Raw genomic sequence first — 21,013 nt, 5'->3', positions numbered from 1 at the left:
CGCGCCGTGCGTGGGAGATGGAAAGATGTCCGCAGCTACTGCCACCCCGAGCGCCGCGCCCGCCGCGCCGCAAACCTTTGAAATTCGCCCGTTCACCGGTGCCGTCGGTGCCGAAATCGTTGGCCTCGACCTGAGTAGACCGGTCAATGACCAGGATTTCGCACGCATTCATCGCGCGCACCTTGATCACCATGTCGTGGTATTCCGCGACCAACGAATCACCCCGCAACAGCAGATCGATTTCAGCCGCCGCTTCGGTGTGCTGCAGATTCACGTGCTCAAGCAGTTCCTGCTGGCCAATCACCCGGAAATCCTCATCGTTTCCAATATTATCGAAAACGGCCAGAACATCGGCCTCGGTGACGCCGGCAAGTTCTGGCATTCCGATCTCTCCTATAAAGAGCTGCCGAGCCTCGGTTCGATGCTTCACGCCCAGGAGTTGCCGGAGGAGGGCGGCGACACGCTGTTCGCCGACATGCACAAAGCCTGGGACAACCTGCCCGCCGCGTTGCGTAACGCTGTCGAAGGCCGCTTCGCTGCGCACTCGTACACCGCGCGTTACAGCGAAACCAAATTCGAGGGCAACTGGCGCCCGACCCTGACCCCGGAACAACTCGCGCAAGTCGCCGAAGTCGTGCATCCGGTGGTGCGCACGCACCCGGAAAATGGCCGCAAGGCCCTGTTCGTCAGCGAAGGCTTCACCACACGCATCGTCGGCCTGCCGCAAGACGAAAGTCAGCAACTGTTGAGGGAGCTCTACGCCCACAGCGTGCTGCCGCAAAACATCTACCGCCATCAGTGGCAACCGCATGATCTGGTGTTCTGGGACAACCGCTCGCTGATCCACCTTGCTGCCGGCTGCCCCGCACACCTGCGCCGCAAGCTGTATCGCACGACCATCCAGGGCGATGCGCCTTTCTGATTCGCGGAGATTGCCAAGACCATGAACGCTCCCTTGCCAGGCCACGCGGCCAGCAACCCGGTCGCCCGCTGCGAAGCGCTGCTGGCGGTCGATCACGTCAGCCTCGAATACCGCACGCCGCAACGCGTGGTGCGCGCCACCCACCAGGTCAGTTTTGAAATCGACCCGGCCGACCGTTACGTGCTGCTCGGCCCGTCCGGTTGCGGCAAGTCGACCTTGCTCAAGGCTGTCGCCGGTTTCATCCAGCCGTCCGAAGGCGAGATCCGTTTGCAAGGCCAGCGCGTCGATGCGCCGGGGCCGGACCGGATTGTGGTGTTTCAGGAATTCGATCAACTGCCGCCGTGGAAAACCGTCAAACAGAACGTGATGTTTCCGCTGTTGGCCTCGCGCACGCTGAACAAAAAACACGCCGAAGAACGTGCGCTGCACTATCTGGAAAAGGTCGGGCTGGCGGCGTTCGCCGACGCCTATCCACACACCCTGTCCGGCGGCATGAAAGCGCGGGTGGCGATTGCCCGGGCGCTGGCGATGCAACCGAAAATCCTCCTGATGGACGAGCCGTTCGCTGCGCTGGACGCGCTGACCCGACGCAAGATGCAGGAGGAATTGCTGCTGCTCTGGCAAGAAGTGCGCTTTACTTTGCTGTTCGTCACCCATTCGATCGAAGAGGCGCTGGTGGTTGGTAATCGCATTCTGTTGCTGTCACCCCATCCGGGGCGCGTGCGCGCCGAAGTGCATAGTCATCAATACGATCTGCACAGCCTTGGCGGTGTGGCGTTTCAGGAGTCGGCGCGGCGCATTCACCGACTGCTGTTCGACGAAGGCCAGTCGCCCGACACCGAACGTGATCACGACTTCAACGACATTCGCATCGCCTATTGAGCGGCCAGGAGGACTACCCGATGAGCCATTCATCATCCGTGCGTGAAGAATTCGAAATCGAGCTCGAGCCGCTGACGGCCGTGCCGGTCGAGCGTGAACTGTCGCTGGGTACGCGGCTGTGGCAGCAGGGCTGGCTGCGCAAAAGTTTGATCCTTATCGTTCTGGCGATCATCTGGGAAGTGGTCGCGCGGATCCAGAACAATGACCTGATGCTGCCCAGTTTCCTGCAGACCAGCCATGCGCTGTTCGACGGCTTGCTCAGCGGTGAGCTGTTGACCAAGGTATGGATTTCCCTGGTGGTGCTGATCAAGGGTTATCTGATCGGTATCGTCCTCGCCTTCGCCCTGACCACGCTGGCGGTCTCGACGCAATTGGGCCGCGATCTGCTCAGCACAATGACTTCCATGCTCAACCCGCTACCGGCCATCGCGCTGTTGCCGCTGGCGCTACTGTGGTTTGGTCTGGGGCAGAACAGCCTGATTTTCGTGCTGGTGCATTCGGTGCTGTGGGCGTTGGCGCTGAACACCTATGCGGGATTCATGGGTGTCTCTGAAACCCTGCGCATGGCCGGGCGCAATTACGGTTTGAAAGGCTTGCGCCTAGTCCTGTTCATCCTGATTCCGGCGGCGCTGCCGTCGATTCTGGCCGGGCTGAAAATCGGCTGGGCGTTTGCCTGGCGCACCTTGATCGCGGCAGAACTGGTGTTCGGCGCCACCAGCGGCAAGGGCGGCCTCGGCTGGTACATCTTCCAGAATCGCAACGAACTGTACACCGACAAGGTGTTTGCCGGGTTGGCCGTGGTGATTTTGATCGGCTTGCTGGTGGAGAATCTGGTGTTCGATTCGCTGGAGCGGGTGACCGTCAAGCGGTGGGGTATGCAGCGCTGATTTGTGGTGTGGCGGCCGGCCTCATCGCGAGCAGGCTCACTCCTACATTTTGGAATGCGTTCCCCTGTAGGAGTGAGCCTGCTCGCGATAGCTTTATCAGCGGCACCACTTGATCTGAAGGATGTTTGCTAGCATTGCGCCCGGATCAATCCCGATCAGCCAAGAGTGCTCAGCATGCAACTCCCGGACATGAACCTGCTGGTCGCCCTCGACGCTCTGCTCGACGAAGGCAGTGTGGTCGGTGCGGCGCGGCGGATGAATCTCAGCCCGGCGGCGATGAGCCGTACGTTGACGCGGATTCGCGAAGCCATCGGCGATCCGATTCTGGTGCGCGCCGGCCGCGGTCTGGTGCCGACACCCAAGGCCCTTGAGCTGCGCGAGCAGGTGCGCGACGTGGTCGAGCAGGCCGCGCTGCTGTTCCGGTCTGCGGACAGCGTGGAACTGGGCACCCTGCGTCGGCGCTTCAGCATTCGCGCCAATGACTTTTTCGTCGGCGTCTACGGCGGCAAGCTCTTCGACACCCTCGACAAGCTCGCCCCGCACTGCGAACTGCGCTTCGTTCCGGAAGGTGACGGCGACGACGAAGCGCTGCGCGAAGGGCGCATCGACCTGAGCGTCAGCAACACCCGGCCGGTGACGCCGGAAGTGAAAGTGCAAAACCTGTTTTCAACGCATTTCGTCGGTCTGGTGCGCGAAGACCATCCGCTGCTCGATGGCGAAATCACCGCTGAGCGCTACGCCGGTTTTTCCCACATCAGCATGTCGCGCCGGGGCATCGCCCGCGGCCCGATCGATACGGCGCTGAATGCGCTGGGCCTGGAGCGGCGGGTGGCGGTGATCGCGCCGAGTTTTCACGCGGCGATGTTCGCCCTGCCGGATTCCGACCTGATCCTGCCGGTACCCAAGGAAGCCCTGCTGAGTGTCCGCCGCCTGGGCCTGAAGCTGCGCTCGTTCAACCTGCCGATCCCCTTGCCGATGCTGATGCTGACCCAGGCCTGGCACCCGCGCTTCGACAAGGACCCGGCCCACCGCTGGCTGCGCGAAACCCTGAAAACCTGCTGCGATGAAACGTGGCTGGCGGCACAGCCCTGATTTCCGAACCTACAACAAACCCCTGTAGGAGTGAGCCTGCTCGCGATAGCGGCGTGTCATTCGACACCTCAATCGACTACACCGCAATCGCGAGCAGGCTCACTCCTACAGGTGCTCATCGTTGTGTCTGATGCACTTATAACCTGCCCATAAGTCAATTTTCGGCATTGCCAAGCCCCACTAAAATGCTCCGGTATTTTTCTCTCCGGAGTGTGTATTCATGACATCCCTGACGGCTGCGGCGCCTGTCGCTGCGGCCAATCCGGCGACGGCGGCCGCGCCACCGGTGTTCGGGGCGCGGATCATCATTGGCCTGGTCGGCGTGCTGCTGGCGGTGCTGGTGTCGGGCCTCAACGAAATGGTGACAAAGGTTGCCCTCGCCGATATTCGCGGTGCGCTGCACATCGGTTACGACGAGGGCACCTGGCTGGTCGCCAGTTACACCGCCACCTCGGTCGCGGCCATGGCGTTTGCGCCGTGGTGTTCGGTGACCTTCTCGCTGCGCCGATTCACCTTGTGCGCGATCAGCCTGTTCACTGTGCTTGGCGTGCTGTGCCCGTTCGCGCCGAATTACGAAAGCCTGCTGCTGATGCGCACCTTGCAAGGCTTGGCGGGCGGTGCCTTGCCGCCGATGTTGATGACCGTCGCCCTGCGTTTCCTGCCAGCGAACATCAAGCTGTATGGCCTGGCCGGTTATGCGCTGACCGCGACCTTCGGCCCGGGACTGGGCACGCCGCTGGCCGGTTTGTGGACCGAGTACGTCGGCTGGCAATGGACGTTCTGGCAAATCGTGGTGCCGTGCCTGATCGCCATGGCGGCGGTGGCGTATGGCATTCCGCAGGATCCGCTGCGCCTCGAACGCCTGAAAAGCTTCAATTGGAAGGGCTTGCTGCTGGGGTTTCCGGCGATCTGCATGCTGGTCATCGGCCTGCTGCAAGGCAATCGCCTCGACTGGTTCGAATCGAACCTGATCTGCGCCTTGCTCGGCGCCGGCTCGCTGTTGCTGGTGGCGTTTCTGATCAACGAGTGGTCACAGCCGATTCCATTTTTCAAATTGCAGATGCTCGGCATTCGCAATTTGTCGTTCGCCCTGATGACGCTGGCCGGCGTATTGGTCGTATTGCTTGCTGTGGTGCTGATCCCGTCGAGTTATCTGGCCCAGGTACAAGGCTATCGCCCGGTGCAGACCGCGCCGATCATGCTGATCGCAGCCTTGCCGCAGTTGCTCGCGCTGCCGCTGGTGGCGGCGCTGTGCAACCTGCGCTGGGTCGATTGCCGCTGGGTGCTGGGGATCGGTTTGAGCCTGCTGGCGCTGTCGTGCCTAGGCGGGTCGCACCTGACCTCGGCGTGGATTCGCGATGATTTTTATGCGCTGCAGTGGTTGCAGATTCTCGGCCAGCCGATGGCGGTGTTGCCGCTGCTGATGCTGTCCACCGGCAGCATCACCCCGCTGGACGGGCCGTTCGCCTCGGCGTGGTTCAACACCGTCAAAGGGTTATCGGCGGTGATCGCCACCGGGGTGATCGAGGCGCTGACCACTTCGCGCCTGCATTTTCATTCGAGCATGTTGGTCGACAGTCTCGGCAATTCGCCGCTGGCCGATCACAGCGATCCGGGGCTCGCCCATCGCCTGCACGAACAGGCCGTGGTGCTGACCTCATCGGATCTTTACCTATGCATGGCCGGCGTCGCGCTGGCGTTGATTCTGCTGATTTTCTGGCTGCCGACGCGGATCTATCCGCCGCGCGCGCCGACTTGATTGCTGCACTGAAACAGAAGGTTTTTATGACGACTCAAGCAAAGCAAAAACTCGCGGTGGCCGTTGCCGCTGCGCTGGCCGTCGGCGTGCTGGTGTACCTGGCGCTGCCTGGCCTGTTTGGTAAACGCACCGAGCAAAGTACCAACGATGCCTTTGTCTCCGCCGATTACACGCTGGTGGTGCCGCGCGTCGCCGGGTTCATCAAGCAAGTGCTGGTCGAGGACAACCAGCAGGTCAAGGCCGGGCAATTGCTGGCGTTGATCGATGACCGCGATTTACGTGCCGCGGCTGAAGCGGCGGACGCGCAAACCCTGGTCGCCCGTGCGCAACTGCAAAATGCCCAGGCGACGCTGGAGCGCCAGACCTCGCTGATCGCCCAGGCTCAGGCCTCCGTGGTGTCGGCCAAGGCTGAGATGGCCTTCGCCCAGCAGGAACTCAATCGCTACAACCACCTCGCCGGTGTCGGTGCCGGCACGGTGCAGAATGCGCAACAGGCGCGTACGCGGATCGATCAGGCCTCGGCGCGGCTCGACACGGCGACGGCGAAACTGGCCGCCGAACGCAAGCAAGTGGAAATTCTTACAGCGCAACGGGACGCCGCCGAGGGCAGCCTGAAACACGCGCAAGCGGCGCTGGAAATCGCCAGTTTCAACCTCTCCTACACGCGCATCACCGCGCCACAGGACGGCATGATCGGCGAGCGCGCAGTGCGTGTCGGCGCCTACGTGACGCCGGGCAGCAAGCTGTTGGCGGTGGTGCCGTTGCAGCAGGCCTATGTGGTGGCGAATTTCCAGGAAACCCAGTTGACCGACGTGCAGCCGGGGCAGGACGTGCAGGTGCGCGTCGACAGTCTTGGCGGCGAGGCATTGAGCGGTCGCGTCGAAAGTATTGCGCCAGCGACCGGCGTGACGTTTGCCGCGGTGAAGCCGGACAACGCCACCGGCAACTTCACCAAAGTCGTGCAGCGGATTCCGGTGAAGATCGTGCTTGAGCCGGGCCAGCCATTGGCCGAACGGTTAAGGGTGGGGATGTCGGTGGAGGCGAGCATTCATACTGCGGATGCGAAGGTGGATCGCGAGGTGGTACAGCGATGATTGGCGTTGAATCGACTGCCGCTTTCGCGAGCAGGCTCGCTCCCACAATTAATCTCGGCAACACCACAAAACCTCTGTGGGAGCGAGCCCGCTCGCGAAGTGGCCAGTGGCAGCACATCACTTCAAGTGCCTTGCTCACCCTTTGTCTCAGCGCCTGCACTGTCGGCCCTGACTTCGAGAAACCCGAAGCCACGCAAATCACCGCCTGGGCCAAACCCGCCAAATCCGCCCCCAGCCAGGCCGTCAGCGAACCGCTCAACGAGCGCTGGTGGGAAGTTTTCAACGATCCGCAACTCTCGGCACTCGCCCAGCGTGCCGTTCGCAGCAACCTCGACCTGCAACTGGCCAGCAGCCGCCTACAGCAAAGCCGCGCCGCCCGACAGGTGATCACTGCCGAGCGTTACCCGAACACCGCGGCCAGCGGCAGTTACGCACGCAAGCGCAACAGTGGCGAAGGCTTGAACGATCCATCGGGGCATAACGGCGATTCAGCGTTCAACCTGTGGGATGCCGGGTTCTCTGCGTCCTGGGAGCTGGACTTCTGGGGACGCGTGCGCCGTGAAACCGAAGCCGCGGATGCCAACCTGCAAGTCGCCGAGAACGACCGCCGTGGTGTCTTGTTGACCGTGCTCGCCGATACCGCGCAAAACTACATCCAGCTGCGCGGCGTGCAGAACACCCGCGCCGTCACCGAACAGAACTTCGACGTCGCCCGTCACAGCCTCAAGCTTTCGCAACTGCGGCTGGCCGACGGCGTGGCGACCGATCTGGACGTCGCCGAAGCCGCCGCGCAAGTCGCCGCCATCGAAGCGCGTCTGCCGGCGCTGGAGCAGCGCCAGGCGCAACTGATCAACGCCATCAGCCTGTTGATGGGCGAGCCGCCGCAGGCCTTGGCCAAAGAGTTATCCACCGACGCAGCGGTGCCGCAGTCGCCACGGCAAGTGGCGATCGGCCTGCCATCGCAACTGGCCGAACGACGCCCCGACATCCGCCAGGCCGAAGCACGCCTGCACGCGGCCACCGCCACTATCGGCGTGGCCAAGGGTGATTTCTATCCGCGCATAACCTTGTCCGGCAACCTTGGCTCGCAAGCCATGCAACTCAGCGATTTCGGTTCATGGGGCTCGCGCGCGTTCGGCATTGGCCCGCAATTCAGCCTGCCGCTGTTCGACGGCGGACGCCTGCGCGGCATGCTGCAACTGCGCGAAGCGCAACAGCAGGAAGCGGCCATCGCTTACCAGCAAACCGTACTGCGCGCCTGGCACGAAATCGACGATCAACTGACCGCCTACAACGTCAGCCAGCGCCGCCGCGACAGCCTTGCCGAAGCCGTGCGCCAGAACCAGATCGCCCTGCGCACCGCGCAGCAACAATACGTCGAAGGTGTGTCCGACTTCGTCAACGTCCTCACCGTGCAGAGCGCCTTGCTGGCGACCCAGCAACAGTGGGTAGAAAGCTCCACCGGCGTTTCGCTGGCGGTGGTCGGCTTGTACAAGGCATTGGGTGGCGGATGGCAATCGGTGTATCCGGCGCAGCAGATGGCTGCGGCTGCGCCGGACGTCGCGAAGCCCTGAACCAACAGCGCCAGCTATGCTCAACTCCACTGGATCAAGCGGTTCAACGCCGCGCCTGAATGCCAGAGGAGTTGCAGCATGGAAAATCCACAACACAGCCTCCCGGCCCTGTTCAAACAACTCGGCCTGGATGACGACCCGATCAGCATCGACCAATTCATTGCCAGCCATTCTCCACTCAAGCCCAAATTGCATTTAGCCGATGCGTTTTTCTGGTCGAAAAGCCAGGCGCAGTTCCTGCGCGACGAGATTCTGGAGGATGCGGATTGGGCGGAGGTGGTGGATCAGTTGGATGTGATGTTGCGTAAGGGGCGGGTGAGATGACCAGGGAGAACCTTTGCGATCTGTCACCGCAACAATTGATAAGCTTCGATATCGACCGAAATTTCGATCGCATTCAAGGCACTCACCATGCAAAACGTTCTGGCCGATATGGCTGTCAGTATTTCTGAATTGAAGAAAAATCCTGCTGCCGTGCTAAAAGGCGCTAAAGGCGGTGCTGTGGCAATACTCAATCACCACCGGGTCGTGGGCTACATGGTGCCTGCTGACGTGTATGGAGCGTTGGTCGAGCGGCTTGATGATCTTGAGCTTATGCAAATTATGAGTTCCCGAGCTAACGAAACACCCATTTCGTTACGTCTGGATGATTTGTAGGTTTAAGTTTCTGTCGCCGGGGAACCACGAGTGGAGCAAGCTGCGTCGTTCGTAGCGGGAGCATTCACGCAAGGGGCGCAGCGTGTAAAAAAAAATGTAGGAAAGGGCTGAAATGTAAAAAAAACATGTTTGCTGTAAAAAAATCTGGGCTTTAATCGTCGCTGTAGATTTTTTGTGGAAGATGACGATGCCAACTGTTGGATACGCCTACCTGCGTGACGCGCTGAAGCTCAAGGCATTCGCTCCAAAGCGCATCGCTATGATCAAACCGGTCACCAGAATTACCTTGATCGGTGATTGTCTTGCTGTTCCAGCCGCCGTTGCGCCTGCACAGGGATCAACGCTAGAGCACATTCTGTTTGCGCTAAAGCATGAAGGAATAAACCTGTGCATTCTTGCCCAGGCGCTGGAATTTGTTGAAGCGAGCGATCTATCAAGCGAGCTGGGCAGATCCCCTAACGGCGTATTTATCCGTAAGACCTGTTTTCTATGGGAAAGCTTTACCGGTAAACAACTGGACTACTCCGTCCCGGTTCGAGGCAGCGTCGTCGCCTTGTTCGATCCCAAGCGATACGTCACCGGGCCAGCGGTTCGGAATAGTCGCTGGCGAGTCGATTTCAATGGTTTGGGGTCATTGCATTACTGCGCCACCGTTGAACGAACGGTGAGGCTACAGGAGCTGATCGACCTGAACATCGTTGGGCGAGCCCAGGTTTTCATGGCGACGTTGCCACCGGAGATGATGGATCGGGCAATCAATTGGGCCTATTTGCATGAGACTCGCGATTCCTTCGCTATCGAGAAAGAAGAGCCCAGCGAAGAAAAATCGCGGCGATTTGTTCGACTTTTGCGCCAAGCTCACGAGCGTACAGAGCTGAGCGAGGACTATCTGGTCGAGTTGCAAAACAGCACGGTCTCGAATCCCTTCGATAAAGCGGTGCTCTTCCGTCATCAACAGAACCATTTACACAACGGCTTGAGAGGCGCCGCGGGCGTCAGTTATGTGCCGCCAGCTGCGCAATTGTGTCGTGAGTTGATGGAGGAGTTGATGACGTTCGCCAATCACTCGGCGAAGCAGGTGGATCCGCTGATAGCGGCAGCGGTTGTGGCTTTCGGTTTTGTTTTTCTTCACCCGTTCATGGATGGCAACGGGCGACTCTCACGCTTTCTCATTCACCAGATCCTCTGCCAGTCCGGTGCTCTGCGAAATGGCTTTCTATTACCCGTTTCCGTGGCGATGAAGCATGAGGAATCCAGCTATCTGCAAACGCTGAAAGAGTTCTCGAAACCAGCGAGAGAGTTTTGGCGTGTCACTTGGCTGGACTCCGACCAGATGACATTCGATTTCATCGGTCACGACGCTATCTACCGATTCTGGGATGCTACTCATTGCGCAGAATTTACCTTGCAAATGGCCTTGCGAGCGCTTGAGGTTGAGCTACGAGAGGAGACTGAATTTCTCGAAAAATACGATTTCGTCATCAAAGCGGTAAATGATCGTTTCGATGTTCGAGGAAGCGATCTTTCGAGGTTGGTGATGATGTGCCTGGACAACGCTGGGAAGGTTTCAAAACATCGCCGCAAGCAATTTCAGTACAGCGTGCCGGAGGAGGTGTTCGACTTTATCGAGGAAATGTCCTCAGCCGATGGAGGCTAAAGCTTCAGTTAAGTGCGAGCACTGGTGCCAGGCCGTGGACTGTTGAAGGCGTTTAATCAAAGGTCTGTGGCGAACCCTTCTCACATATTTGTTTCAAAACTTGACTGAATTTCCTCTCCAATGCGATATTGATAGTTAGCAAACTAACAGTGTCCGTTTTCCCGTGTCCGATTCCCTCGACAATCTCCAGATGAACATCAGTAGCGCCATGGTGGTGGCCGCACGGCATTGGCGGAAAATCTGCCAGACCACGCTGGTGAACTATGGAATTTCCGAAGCCTGTGCCGTTCCATTGTTGATGATCGGGCGTCTTGGCGAAGGTGTGCGCCAGGTTCAGGTGGCTCAGGCTGCCGGCATGGAGAGCCCGTCGCTGGTGCGCCTGCTCGATCAGCTATGTCATTCCGGTTACGTCTGCCGTACCGAAGATGCGCAGGATCGTCGCGCCAAATGCCTGAGCCTGACCGACCGCGGTCGCGAGCTGGTGCAAGCGGTGGAGGTCGAGCTGGTGCGCTTGCGCCATGAAGTGCTCGAAGGCATTGAGCGCAGTGATCTGGAAGCTACGCTTCGGGTACTCAGGGCTTTTGAGGCGGCCAGTCCGCCTGTGGTGGTCAATTCTTGAACGGTTTTTTCACTGGCATTCCGCCGGCCCGGGACTGGTTCTACGGGGTCCGTACCTTTGCAGCGTCGATGATTGCGCTGTACATCGCGCTGCTCATGCAAATGCCGCGTCCGTATTGGGCGATGGCTACGGTGTATATCGTCTCCAGCCCGTTTCTCGGCCCGACGAGTTCCAAGGCCTTGTACCGTGCAATCGGCACTTTTCTCGGCGCTACCGCGGCGGTGCTATTTGTGCCGATGTTCGTGCAGAGCCCGTATGTGCTGGTGGTGGTGATCGCCTTGTGGACCGGGATTCTGCTGTTCATGTCCCTGCACCTGCGCACCGCCAACAGTTACGCGTTGATGCTCGCCGGTTACACCTTGCCGCTGATCGCCCTGCCGGTGGTCGATAACCCGCTGGCGGTATGGGATGTGGCCGAGGCGCGGACCGAAGAGATTTTTCTCGGCATTGCTGTCGCGGCCGTTGTCGGTGCGATGTTCTGGCCGCGTCGCCTGGCGCCGGTGTTCAACGATGCGGTGGGCAAATGGTTTGCCGACGCCACGACCTACAGCCAGAAGTTTCTCAGCCGCGATGTGCAGCCTGAGGAAGTCACGGCTTTGCGCATGGCCATGGTCGCCAGTTTCAACAGTCTTGAACTGATGATCGGCCAGTTGCCCCACGAAGGCGCGCGTCCGCAAACCGTGCGCAACACCAAGGAACTGCGCGGGCGGATGATCCACCTGCTGCCGGTGATCGATGCGCTGGAAGATTCGCTGTATGCCCTCGAGCGGCGCACCCCGGAACTGGTCGAACAATTCCAGCCGCTGCTGACGGCCACCCGCGAGTGGCTGAGCCATGCAGATGCTGACCTCGATCGCTGGCAAGCGCTGAAAGATCAGCTCGACGCTTTACAGCCGAGCGCTGAGGCGCTGGAGGATCGCAAACAGTTGCTGTTCTCCAACGCGCTCTATCGCCTCGGTGAATTCATCGACCTGTGGCAGGACTGTCGCAGTCTGCAGGATGCGATTCTGTGCGAGCGTCAGGACAGCTGGCGCGCGGTTTATCGCCACTGGCGCCTCGGCCGTTTGACGCCATTTATCGACCGTGGGCTGATGCTGTATTCGGTGGCTTCGACCATTCTGGCGATCATTGTTGCATCGGTGCTGTGGATCCTGCTCGGCTGGCCGGACGGCGGCAGCGCAGTGATTCTAGCCGCGGTCGCGTGCAGTTTCTTCGCCTCGATGGATGACCCGGCACCGCAGATCTACCGGTTCTTTTTCTGGACCGGCATGTCGGTGCTGTTCGCCAGCCTTTATCTGTTTCTGATCCTGCCCAACCTGCATGACTTCCCGATGCTGGTGCTGGCGTTTTCGGTGCCGTTCATTTGCGTCGGCACGCTGACCGTACAGCCGCGTTTTTATCTCGGCATGCTGCTGACGCTGGTCAACACCTCGTCGTTCATCAGCATTCAAGGCGCTTACGATGCCGACTTTTTCGCCTTCGTGAACTCCAATCTGGCAGGGCCGATCGGCCTGCTGTTCGCGTTCATCTGGACGCTGGTGGCGCGGCCGTTCGGCGCGGAACTGGCGGCCAAGCGCCTGACCCGTTTCAGCTGGAAAGACATCGTGCGCATGACCGAGCCGGCCAGCCTCGCCGAGCACCGGCAACTGGGCGTGCAACTGCTCGATCGGCTGATGCAGCATTTGCCGCGTCTGGCCCTGACCGGACAGGACACCGGGATTGCGATGCGCGAAGTACGCGTGGGGCTGAACATGCTCGATTTGCTGGCCTACACCCCGCGCGTCAGCGGTGCGCCCAAGGCCTTGCTGCAGCAAGTGGTCAGCGAGGTCGGCGAATATTTCCGCGCCTGCCTCAAGGCTGGCGAACGCCTGCCAGCGCCGAGCGGTCTGCTGATGACCCTCGACCGTACCCGCCGTGCGCTCAATGGCCAGGGTGACGATGAAACCCGTCTGCATCTGCTGCACGCCCTGAGCGGTTTGCGTCTGGCCTTGCTGCCCGGCGTCGAATTCGTCTCCAGCGCCGAGCCCGAAGAACCGCTGCCCGATGGAGCGCCCCTATGATCGGTGATCTGGACATCAGCGGCATCTTTCTGCCGACGCTGCTGGTTTTGATGGGCATCACCTATGTGTTGTTTGTGTTGGTGCATGGCGTGCTGCAACGCCTGCACTTTTACCGTCTGGTCTGGCACCGGGCATTGTTCAACGTGGCGCTTTACGTCGTGCTGCTGTACGGCGTGGACTCACTCAGTCGATACCTGATGACATGAAAAAACCGTTTTTGACTATTGGTCGCGTGGTCCTGACCCTGCTGATCGTGACGTTCGCCGTGGTTTTGGTCTGGCGCATGGTGATGTATTACATGTTTGCGCCGTGGACCCGCGACGGCCACATCCGCGCCGACATTATCCAGATTGCCCCAGACGTGTCCGGGCTGATCCAGCAGGTGGAAGTGAAGGACAACCAGCTGATCAAGCGCGGCCAGGTGTTGTTCAGCATCGACCAGGACCGTTTCAAACTGGCCCTGCGTCAGGCCAAGGCGGCGGTCGCCGACCGCGAAGAAACCCTCGCCCAGGCGCAGCGTGAAGCCAAGCGTAACCGTGGCTTGGGCAACCTGGTCCCGGCCGAGCAACTGGAAGAAAGCCAATCGCGCGTGGCCCGTGCGCAATCGGCGCTGGCCGAAGCGTTGGTGGCGGTGGACAGTGCGCAACTTAACCTCGATCGCTCGGTGATCCGCAGCCCGGTCGACGGTTACGTCAACGACCGCGCGCCGCGTCCGCAGGAGTTCGTCACCGCCGGGCGTCCGGTGCTATCGGTGGTCGACAGCACTTCCTTCCACATCGACGGCTATTTCGAAGAAACCAAACTCGACGGTATTCATGTCGGTCAGTCGGTGGATATCCGCGTGATCGGCGACCGCGCCAGACTGCGTGGCCACGTCGAAAGCATCGTTGCCGGCATCGAAGACCGCGACCGCACCAGCGGCAGCAACCTGTTGCCCAACGTCAACCCGGCGTTCAGCTGGGTGCGCCTGGCGCAGCGGATCCCGGTGCGTATCGCGTTTGATGAGGTGCCGACGGATTTCCGCATGATCGCCGGCCGCACGGCCACGGTGTCGATTATTGAGGATGATCAACCGCGGGAGCCTGCGCAATGAACAGGGCGCTGATGATCGCCGGGCTCGGCCTGATGCTCTCGGCGTGTCAGGTGGTCGGGCCGGATTATCAGGTGCCTGACGACGCGGCGATTCAGCGCAAGGACATTCAGGGCGAACTGACGGTGGCCGGCAAACCAGTGGTCTCGGCACCGGTGCCGGCGGACTGGTGGCGGCTGTATCAGGATCCGCGTCTGGATCAGCTGGTGCAGCAGGCCATGGCTTCCAACAGCGATTTGCGTGTGGCGGCGGCCAATCTGCAGCGCGCGCGGGCACAGGTCGATGAAGCCGAAGCGGCGGGCGGCTGGAGCGGCGGAGTGAAAATGGGCGCCCAGCGGTTGCAGGAATCCGGGCAGGCGTTTCTGCTGCCGGAGAAAGTGCCGGTGGCCAACATTGCCGATATCGGCATCAGTGCCTCGTACCAGTTCGACCTGTGGGGCACGTTGCAACGCGGCATCGAAGCGGCGAAAGCCAACGCCGATGCGACTCAGGCCGCCGCCGATACCGCGCGCATCACGTTGGTAGCGGATGTTGTGCGCGCGTACACCCAGGTCTGTGCCGCCAACGAAGAGCGCGAGATCGCTCAGCATTCCCTCGACCTGCAATCGCAAAGCACGTCGTTGATCCAGCGTTTGCGTGATGCCGGGCGCGGCGATGAAACCCAGGTCACCCGTTCGCAAACCCAATTCAAATCCCTGCGCGCGGATATGCCGCGCTACGAAGCGGCGCGTCAGACCGGTCTGTTCCGGCTGTCGATGCTGCTGGCCAAACCGGTCGACCAATTGCCGGCGGGCACCGCCAGTTGCGCCGAGCTGCCGAAAATCGCCCAGTTGCTGCCGGTCGGTGATGGCGCCGCATTGCTCAAGCGGCGCCCGGATATCCGTCAGGCCGAACGGCGTCTGGCCGCGGCCACGGCCGGGATCGGCATCGCCACCGGCGAGTTGTACCCGGACATCAGCATCGGCGCGACGATCGGTACGGTCGGCATCATCGATGATCTTGGCGATCCGTCGACCAACCGCTGGGGCTTTGGCCCGTCGCTGAACTGGAAAGTGCCGACCAACGGCGCCCGCGCGCGCATTCGCGAAGCCGAGGCCAACACCCAGGGCGCGCTGGCGCATTTCGACGGCGTGGTGCTCAACGCCATCCGTGAAACCCAGACCGGCCTGGCCCAGTACAGCGCGCTGTTGCAACGCCGCGACGCTTTGGCTGAAGCCGAAGAGTCGGCAAAACTGGCCGCCGAGCAGACGCATCGCTTTTTCCAGGCCGGCCGCGAGTCGTTCCTCGCCGACCTGCAAGCGACCCGCACCTACACCGATGTAACGGCGCAACTGGCCGCCGCCAACACTCAAGTTGCGATGAGCCAGATCGATTTGTTCCTCGCCCTGGGCGGTGGCTGGGAAAGCGGACGAACGCACGCTTCAAGTCCCGGCAAACCCTGAGGTCATTGCTATGCTTTGAAGTGTTGGAGGCGCGCCCCGTGCAAAGCGCGCCTTCTGCACGCATCGCTGGCGCTGGTCCGGGGGAAACCAATAATGAAAAACCCTTATGCTCTGGGCTTCTGGTGCGCCTTGATAGCGCTGGTTCTGCTATCGGCCACCTATTTCTACGGCATCATGCTGGCCCATCAGATCGACACGGCCATGGTCTTTCTCGACAGTGCCGTGGCGCTGATCGCGGTGATGGCGATCGTCGTGGTCGCGTGGGCTTCGGTTCAAGTGCAGCGGGTCAAGAAACGCCAGCTGGAACAAGGCAAGGTCCTGGTGCTGATCTGGGACACCAAAGTTGCTCTGCGCCGGGTCGAAACCGTGTTCGACCGCTATTTTTGGGGCAGCTACTGGCAGCCCGGGCGCACCTTCGCCGAAGTCATGGGCGAACTCACCGGCACCCCGCTGGAAAAAAGCCTCGAAGCCTTGAAGAAACAATGCCTGGAACTCGACAAGCAGATCGCCGACGAGGGTTGGCACTGGCTGAACAATGCCCGTGAACTGTCCGACGTCGCCACGGCCATGGCCCGCGAACGCTATCAACTGGATTTCTGCGACCCACGCGCCGAGGGGCCGGAGGGTGCGGTGATCGACCGCGACTTTGAAGTGCTGGTTTACACCTGGACGGCACGGCTGAAGAGCTTTGATCATCAACTCGATGAGATCGAGGCTGAATATTCCTGATGCCTGGCTGAATCAACCGGCCTCATCGCCAGCAGGCTGGCTCCCACATAGGTTTGTGTTCACCGCTGATCCCCTGTGGGAGCTAGCCTGCTAGCGATGGCGGCTTCGCTAACCGCGAAACTCTCGCTGCCTGCTCACTGTCCATTCCCCCCATGGACACTCTTTAACCTTTAAACATTGGGCCCAATCCCGTGCCCGGTGCTAATCTCCACCGCTGGATTCAGCGCAGTCGAGCCGCGACCCGGTCACGGGTTCAGGGAAGACGACCACACTCACAGCCACGGAAATCGATCAGGTCATTCATGAATAAATCAGCAGGCGTGCTTCTCGGAATTGTTGTTGCCATCGGCGCGATCAGCGCGGGCGGGGCCTGGTACACCGGGACCAAGATCGAGGGCGTGTTGAACAACGCCGTCAGCAACGCCAACAAAGAGCTGCAGACCGCCATGGCCGGCTCCAACGGCACGGCGTCGCTGGAACTGGTGTCGCTGGAGCGCCACACCTTTACCAGCACCGCGCACTACCGTCTCAAAGGTGAAGGCGAGATGTTCGGCGATGCGCCGGTCGAGCTGCTGTTCGTCGACCACATCGAGCACGGCCCGCTGCCATTCTCACGGCTGGTGTCGTTGAAGTGGCTGCCGGTCATGGCCACCAGCAACTACGAGCTGGAAAAGAGCCCGACCACGGAAAAGTGGTTCGCCGCAACCAAGGGCGCCGCACCGCTCAAAGGCGTGACCAACATCGGCTACGACGAATCGACCACCAGTACGCTTGACCTGGTGCCGTTCGAAACCGCGCTGGATGCCCAGTCGAACCTGAAGTTTTCCGGCCTGACCATGGACATTTCCGCCAGCGCCCAGGCGCAGAAGGTCAAGGCGGACGGCTACATGGACAACCTCAAACTCGTCACCGTGGCCGAAGACCAGACGCCGGTGCAGGTTGAACTCAACGGTCTGACCCTGGCCAGCAATCTGGCCAAGAGCAGCTACGGCTACTACACCGGGGAAAACACCCTGGAAGTGACCAGCAGCAAAACCACGTTCGGTGCGCAGCCGATGGTCTTGGGTGTGAAGAACTTCGAAATGAAGAACCGCACCGAAGAAAACGCCAGCAATGCCTCCGGACGTGCTGACTACAAAATCGGCGAAGTGACGCTCAACGACAAGAAAGTCGGCTCGGCGGCCATGGCCATGAGTCTGAAGAACCTCGACATACCGTCGACGATGTCGCTGATGCAGATCTACCAGACCAAGCTGCAGCCTTACGAAAAAGCCGCCGCCGAAGCGGCCGCTCAAGGTTTGCCGGCACCGGAGCTGAACCTGACCGAAGCGGAAAATGCGCAAGTCAAAGCCGACCTGCAGAAACTGCTCGCCGCCGGCCCGCAACTGGCGCTGGAGAACCTTTCGTTCAACACCGCCAACGGCGAAAGCCGCGCCAACCTGGTCATCGACCTGACCAAGCCGCAGTCGATGGATCTGCCGCCGGACCAACTCGGCAAGCAACTGATCGCGCTGCTGGACCTGAACATCCAGGTATCGAAACCGATGCTGGTCGATCTGCTCAGCGTGCAGGCGCAACTGGATGGCCAGACCGATGCCAAAGCCATTGTCGACCAGTCCAAGGAAGCGGCTGACATGTTTGCCGGCATGGCGGTCGGTTCGCAGTTGGCAGTGGTCGATGGCACCAATGTTGTGACCAAGCTGCATTACGCGGCCAATCAGGTCGAGTTCAACGGCCAGAAAATGACCGTCGAGCAATTCGTCGGCTTCCTGATGAGCAAGTTCGCCGGCGTCACGCAAGTGCAGTGATTCAGCGGCATTAATAGAAACGCCCGGCCTCTGTCACCCACAGACGCCGGGCGTTTTGCTGTCTGGCGTTCGGGTTCTTTCGCGGTCCCGGTCGGACTGCTGCAAGCATTCTGAACAATTATTGCGTTACGAAAACTGGTCTACGCTTGCGTGCAACACTGCCTGACTAAGCGTGGCCTCTGGACGTTGTAATCGGCCACCGTTACGAATGGGCAAAGAGGGGCATCGCGACCCGGCTGGCCATGTAAGGATGCTGACGAATGCCGCGTATTGATGGTCTTGTATTACATCGTGGTTTACGCCCTTTGTTTCGAGTCGCGCTGTGCAGCCAGTTGCTCTGGCCGGCCTTCGCGTTCGCCGACACAGCCTACGATCAGATGGTGCGCGATGCGCGCGTAGGGCACTACACGCCTGCGCTGACGGTTCTGCGCCAGGTGCCGCCGGGTCAGGCGAGCACCGGGCAAATCAGCGACCATTTGCAAATCGCCAGTTGGGCCGGATTTGACGCCGAAGTGGTGCAGGTCTACGAGACCGAGGGCCGCGACCGCGTGCTGCCGGTGCAGGCGCTGACGGCCACCGCGCGCGCCTACCGCAACCTCAAGCGCTGGGATAAAGCCACCGAGGTCTACAACAAGGCCTTGGCCCTGGAGCCGGACAACGCCGACCTGCAGCTGGGCCTGGCCCTGACCCAGGCGGATGCCGGCAAACCCGATGAAGCAGTGACACGGGCCAAAGCGCTGGTCGCCGCCAAACCCGATGATCCTGCGCGGCGTCTGGCGCTGGGCTATGCCTTGACCCGCGCTGGCAAGCAATACGACGCGTTGTTCGAATACGATCAGGCATTTATCCGCGCCGGCAGCAAACCGGAAGTCGCCCGTGAATACGTGGTTGCGCTGCAAAAGGCGCGCTTGCCGGAACCGGCGCTGCGCCTGGCCAGGCAGCGTCCGGGTCTTATCGATCCGGTGACCCTGCGCCGCCTCGAAGGCGATCTGGCTGCCGAACGCGTGCGCCTCGCCGAGTTCGCCACGCGCAGCGAAAAGGAACGCTACGTCATCGCCGACCGCGCGCTGGCCGATTACGACCAGTTGCTCGCCACCTGGACGCCGGATGCCACGGCTCACGATGACGTGATCCGCTGGCGCATCGACCGCATGGGCGCGCTCAAGGCGCGGGCACGCACGGCTGAGGTCATCAGCGAATACCAGAAGCTGCAAGGCGAAGGCGTGAAGATTCCGACCTACGCGTTGCGCTGGGTCGCAGCGTCCTTTCTGGATCAGCGTCAGCCGGAAATCGCCACCGACCTGTATCGCCAGGTGCTCTCGGCACCGGACGCCGATAGTGGTAATCGCCTTGAAGACACCACCGCGCTGTATTACTCGTTGCTGGAAAGCGATCGCGCCGAAGAAGCGCGCAAGGTTGCCGAAGACCTCGCCAAGGCACAGCGCCCGCGCGTCGAGCTAAAGGGCTTGCCGATCGGCAACCCCAACGATGAATGGATGGACGCCCAGCAACTGGCAGCGCAGGCCGGCACTTACAGTTCCGACCTGCCCCACGGCGAGGAGCGCTTGCAGACGCTGGTCGATCAGGCGCCGGGCAATGTCGGCTTGCGTCTGGCCCAGGCCGATCTGTATCTGGCGCGGCAATGGCCGCGCCGCGCGGAAAGCCAGCTCAAGGAAACCGAGAGTATCGCGCCGCGCGACATCGGTCTGGAGGTGGCGCAAGCGCGCACCGCCATGGAGCTGCAGGAGTGGCGACAAAACGATGTGCTGGTCGACGACGTGGTGGCGCGTAACCCGGACAACCGTCAGGTGCAGCGTCTGGCCCGTGAGCGCGAAGTTCACGACATGGCCGAGCTGCGCGTCGAAGCCTACGGCGGCAAGGCCAATGGCGGCGGCAGTGGCGATGCTGGCGCGGTCAGTGGCAGTCGCGATTTCGGCATCCAGAGCACCCTGTACAGCCCGCCGATCAACGAAGACTGGCGCGTGTTCGCCGGCCTCGGTTACGCCACCGGCGATTTCGCTGAAGGCACCGGTCACCATCGCTTCCAGCGTGTCGGTCTGGAGCGGCGCACCCGTGATATGACCCTTGAAGCGGAAGTCTCCAATCACGACTACGGTTTCGGCGACAAGCAGGGCGCGCGGCTGGCGCTGGCCCGCGACATCAACGATCACTGGCAGTACGGCGGCAGCCTCGAATACCTGTCAGCGGAAACGCCGCTGCGTGCGCTCAACAGCGATATCAAGGCCAATGGTGGCAGCGCGTTCCTGCGCTGGCGCGCCAATGAAAGCCGCGAGTGGCGCCTGTCGGTGAGCCCGTCGCACTTCAGTGATGGAAATAACCGCGTCGAAGCCTTGCTGACCGGTCGTGAGGGCGTCTACAGCGCGCCGAACCTGCAGGTCGATGCCGGTCTGGAAGTCGGCAGCAGCCACAACTCGCAATCCGATGACGTGCCGTACTTCAATCCCAAATCCGACTTCAGCGTGATGCCGCTGGTCAACGTCAGTCACGTGCTCTACCACCGCTATGAAACGGCCTGGAGTCAGCAATTCCAGGCCGGCGCGGGGACGTACAGTCAGCGTGATCACGGCACCGGCGGCATGGCCCTGCTTGGCTATGGCCAACGCTATGCGTGGAACGACGTGTTCGAGGTCGGCGGCCTGTTCAGTGTGATCAACCGGCCTTACGACGGAGATCGAGAAACCGATCTGCGCCTGCTCGTCGACCTGACTTTGCGCTTCTAG

Annotated in this window: 18 protein-coding genes; all 18 read left to right on the top strand. The window is 61.1% G+C overall.

The window, feature by feature from the left end; all coding sequences use genetic code 11:
- Positions 1-25 precede the first annotated feature (25 nt).
- The 18 genes from J3P75_RS26960 to pgaA all read left to right on the top strand — a co-directional run bounded on the left by J3P75_RS26960 (position 26) and on the right by pgaA (position 21,013).
- Entirely contained in the window at positions 26-922 is an 897-nt protein-coding gene (locus J3P75_RS26960; RefSeq protein ID WP_434708826.1) for a TauD/TfdA dioxygenase family protein, read from the top strand.
- 21 nt (positions 923-943) lie between these two features.
- Positions 944-1,804, top strand: a complete 861-nt coding sequence (locus J3P75_RS26955) for an ABC transporter ATP-binding protein (RefSeq protein WP_434708825.1) — start codon at positions 944-946, stop codon at positions 1,802-1,804.
- A 20-nt stretch (positions 1,805-1,824) separates the two neighbouring features.
- On the top strand, positions 1,825-2,691 hold the full coding sequence (locus J3P75_RS26950) for an ABC transporter permease (protein WP_434708824.1): 867 nt from the start codon (positions 1,825-1,827) through the stop codon (positions 2,689-2,691).
- A 174-nt stretch (positions 2,692-2,865) separates the two neighbouring features.
- Positions 2,866-3,783: a LysR family transcriptional regulator gene (locus J3P75_RS26945; RefSeq protein ID WP_090288096.1), complete on the top strand. Its 918-nt coding sequence runs from the start codon at positions 2,866-2,868 to the stop codon at positions 3,781-3,783.
- Between the two features lie 220 nt (positions 3,784-4,003).
- On the top strand, positions 4,004-5,542 hold the full coding sequence (locus J3P75_RS26940) for an MFS transporter (RefSeq protein WP_434708822.1): 1,539 nt from the start codon (positions 4,004-4,006) through the stop codon (positions 5,540-5,542).
- A gap of 26 nt (positions 5,543-5,568) precedes the next feature.
- Complete coding sequence (locus tag J3P75_RS26935) at positions 5,569-6,636, top strand: HlyD family secretion protein (RefSeq protein WP_434708820.1); 1,068 nt, start codon at positions 5,569-5,571, stop codon at positions 6,634-6,636.
- Complete coding sequence (locus tag J3P75_RS26930) at positions 6,633-8,210, top strand: efflux transporter outer membrane subunit (RefSeq protein ID WP_434708819.1); 1,578 nt, start codon at positions 6,633-6,635, stop codon at positions 8,208-8,210. Before J3P75_RS26935 ends, J3P75_RS26930 begins: the two co-directional genes overlap by 4 nt.
- 78 nt (positions 8,211-8,288) lie before the next feature.
- Positions 8,289-8,534 (top strand): DUF2789 domain-containing protein, encoded by a 246-nt coding sequence (locus J3P75_RS26925; protein WP_434708818.1) that lies wholly within the window; start codon positions 8,289-8,291, stop codon positions 8,532-8,534.
- An 87-nt stretch (positions 8,535-8,621) separates the two neighbouring features.
- Positions 8,622-8,867: a type II toxin-antitoxin system Phd/YefM family antitoxin gene (locus tag J3P75_RS26920; RefSeq protein ID WP_434708816.1), complete on the top strand. Its 246-nt coding sequence runs from the start codon at positions 8,622-8,624 to the stop codon at positions 8,865-8,867.
- Positions 8,868-9,054: 187 nt separating this feature from the next.
- The gene (locus J3P75_RS26915; protein ID WP_434708815.1) at positions 9,055-10,524 is read left to right on the top strand and encodes a Fic family protein; all 1,470 of its coding nucleotides are present in this window, start codon (positions 9,055-9,057) and stop codon (positions 10,522-10,524) included.
- A gap of 190 nt (positions 10,525-10,714) precedes the next feature.
- Positions 10,715-11,143 carry a MarR family winged helix-turn-helix transcriptional regulator gene (locus J3P75_RS26910; RefSeq protein ID WP_434598506.1) on the top strand — a complete coding sequence of 143 codons (429 nt, stop codon included), beginning with the start codon at positions 10,715-10,717 and terminating at the stop codon, positions 11,141-11,143.
- Positions 11,140-13,203 carry an FUSC family protein gene (locus J3P75_RS26905; protein ID WP_434708813.1) on the top strand — a complete coding sequence of 688 codons (2,064 nt, stop codon included), beginning with the start codon at positions 11,140-11,142 and terminating at the stop codon, positions 13,201-13,203. Before J3P75_RS26910 ends, J3P75_RS26905 begins: the two co-directional genes overlap by 4 nt.
- Complete coding sequence (locus tag J3P75_RS26900; RefSeq protein WP_434708812.1) at positions 13,200-13,409, top strand: DUF1656 domain-containing protein; 210 nt, start codon at positions 13,200-13,202, stop codon at positions 13,407-13,409. Before J3P75_RS26905 ends, J3P75_RS26900 begins: the two co-directional genes overlap by 4 nt.
- Positions 13,406-14,296: an efflux RND transporter periplasmic adaptor subunit gene (locus J3P75_RS26895; RefSeq protein ID WP_434708810.1), complete on the top strand. Its 891-nt coding sequence runs from the start codon at positions 13,406-13,408 to the stop codon at positions 14,294-14,296. The genes J3P75_RS26900 and J3P75_RS26895 overlap by 4 nt, the downstream gene beginning before the upstream one ends.
- Positions 14,293-15,735 (top strand): efflux transporter outer membrane subunit, encoded by a 1,443-nt coding sequence (locus tag J3P75_RS26890; protein WP_434708808.1) that lies wholly within the window; start codon positions 14,293-14,295, stop codon positions 15,733-15,735. The genes J3P75_RS26895 and J3P75_RS26890 overlap by 4 nt, the downstream gene beginning before the upstream one ends.
- A gap of 93 nt (positions 15,736-15,828) precedes the next feature.
- Positions 15,829-16,464 carry an NADH:ubiquinone oxidoreductase subunit N gene (locus tag J3P75_RS26885; protein ID WP_090288119.1) on the top strand — a complete coding sequence of 212 codons (636 nt, stop codon included), beginning with the start codon at positions 15,829-15,831 and terminating at the stop codon, positions 16,462-16,464.
- A gap of 302 nt (positions 16,465-16,766) precedes the next feature.
- Positions 16,767-18,272 (top strand): YdgA family protein, encoded by a 1,506-nt coding sequence (locus J3P75_RS26880; protein ID WP_434708807.1) that lies wholly within the window; start codon positions 16,767-16,769, stop codon positions 18,270-18,272.
- A gap of 260 nt (positions 18,273-18,532) precedes the next feature.
- Positions 18,533-21,013, top strand: coding sequence for a poly-beta-1,6 N-acetyl-D-glucosamine export porin PgaA (gene pgaA, locus J3P75_RS26875; RefSeq protein WP_434708805.1), 2,481 nt, complete (start codon positions 18,533-18,535; stop codon positions 21,011-21,013).

This window comes from Pseudomonas sp. R1-1 (assembly GCF_051132135.1).
Classification (GTDB): Bacteria; Pseudomonadota; Gammaproteobacteria; order Pseudomonadales; family Pseudomonadaceae; genus Aquipseudomonas.
This window is presented reverse-complemented; position numbering and strand designations above follow the sequence as displayed.

What these genes read in the sequence shown, in the direction of transcription:
- J3P75_RS26880 (WP_434708807.1), top strand. Translation starts at nt 16,767, where the DNA reads ATGAATAAATCAGCAGGCGTGCTTCTCGGAATTGTTGTTGCCATCGGC.
- J3P75_RS26930 (WP_434708819.1), top strand. Translation starts at nt 6,633, where the DNA reads ATGATTGGCGTTGAATCGACTGCCGCTTTCGCGAGCAGGCTCGCTCCC.
- J3P75_RS26935 (WP_434708820.1), top strand. Translation starts at nt 5,569, where the DNA reads ATGACGACTCAAGCAAAGCAAAAACTCGCGGTGGCCGTTGCCGCTGCG.
- pgaA (WP_434708805.1), top strand. Translation starts at nt 18,533, where the DNA reads ATGCCGCGTATTGATGGTCTTGTATTACATCGTGGTTTACGCCCTTTG.
- J3P75_RS26895 (WP_434708810.1), top strand. Translation starts at nt 13,406, where the DNA reads ATGAAAAAACCGTTTTTGACTATTGGTCGCGTGGTCCTGACCCTGCTG.
- J3P75_RS26920 (WP_434708816.1), top strand. Translation starts at nt 8,622, where the DNA reads ATGCAAAACGTTCTGGCCGATATGGCTGTCAGTATTTCTGAATTGAAG.
- J3P75_RS26925 (WP_434708818.1), top strand. Translation starts at nt 8,289, where the DNA reads ATGGAAAATCCACAACACAGCCTCCCGGCCCTGTTCAAACAACTCGGC.
- J3P75_RS26890 (WP_434708808.1), top strand. Translation starts at nt 14,293, where the DNA reads ATGAACAGGGCGCTGATGATCGCCGGGCTCGGCCTGATGCTCTCGGCG.
- J3P75_RS26950 (WP_434708824.1), top strand. Translation starts at nt 1,825, where the DNA reads ATGAGCCATTCATCATCCGTGCGTGAAGAATTCGAAATCGAGCTCGAG.
- J3P75_RS26945 (WP_090288096.1), top strand. Translation starts at nt 2,866, where the DNA reads ATGCAACTCCCGGACATGAACCTGCTGGTCGCCCTCGACGCTCTGCTC.
- J3P75_RS26915 (WP_434708815.1), top strand. Translation starts at nt 9,055, where the DNA reads ATGCCAACTGTTGGATACGCCTACCTGCGTGACGCGCTGAAGCTCAAG.
- J3P75_RS26910 (WP_434598506.1), top strand. Translation starts at nt 10,715, where the DNA reads ATGAACATCAGTAGCGCCATGGTGGTGGCCGCACGGCATTGGCGGAAA.
- J3P75_RS26940 (WP_434708822.1), top strand. Translation starts at nt 4,004, where the DNA reads ATGACATCCCTGACGGCTGCGGCGCCTGTCGCTGCGGCCAATCCGGCG.
- J3P75_RS26885 (WP_090288119.1), top strand. Translation starts at nt 15,829, where the DNA reads ATGAAAAACCCTTATGCTCTGGGCTTCTGGTGCGCCTTGATAGCGCTG.
- J3P75_RS26960 (WP_434708826.1), top strand. Translation starts at nt 26, where the DNA reads ATGTCCGCAGCTACTGCCACCCCGAGCGCCGCGCCCGCCGCGCCGCAA.
- J3P75_RS26955 (WP_434708825.1), top strand. Translation starts at nt 944, where the DNA reads ATGAACGCTCCCTTGCCAGGCCACGCGGCCAGCAACCCGGTCGCCCGC.
- J3P75_RS26900 (WP_434708812.1), top strand. Translation starts at nt 13,200, where the DNA reads ATGATCGGTGATCTGGACATCAGCGGCATCTTTCTGCCGACGCTGCTG.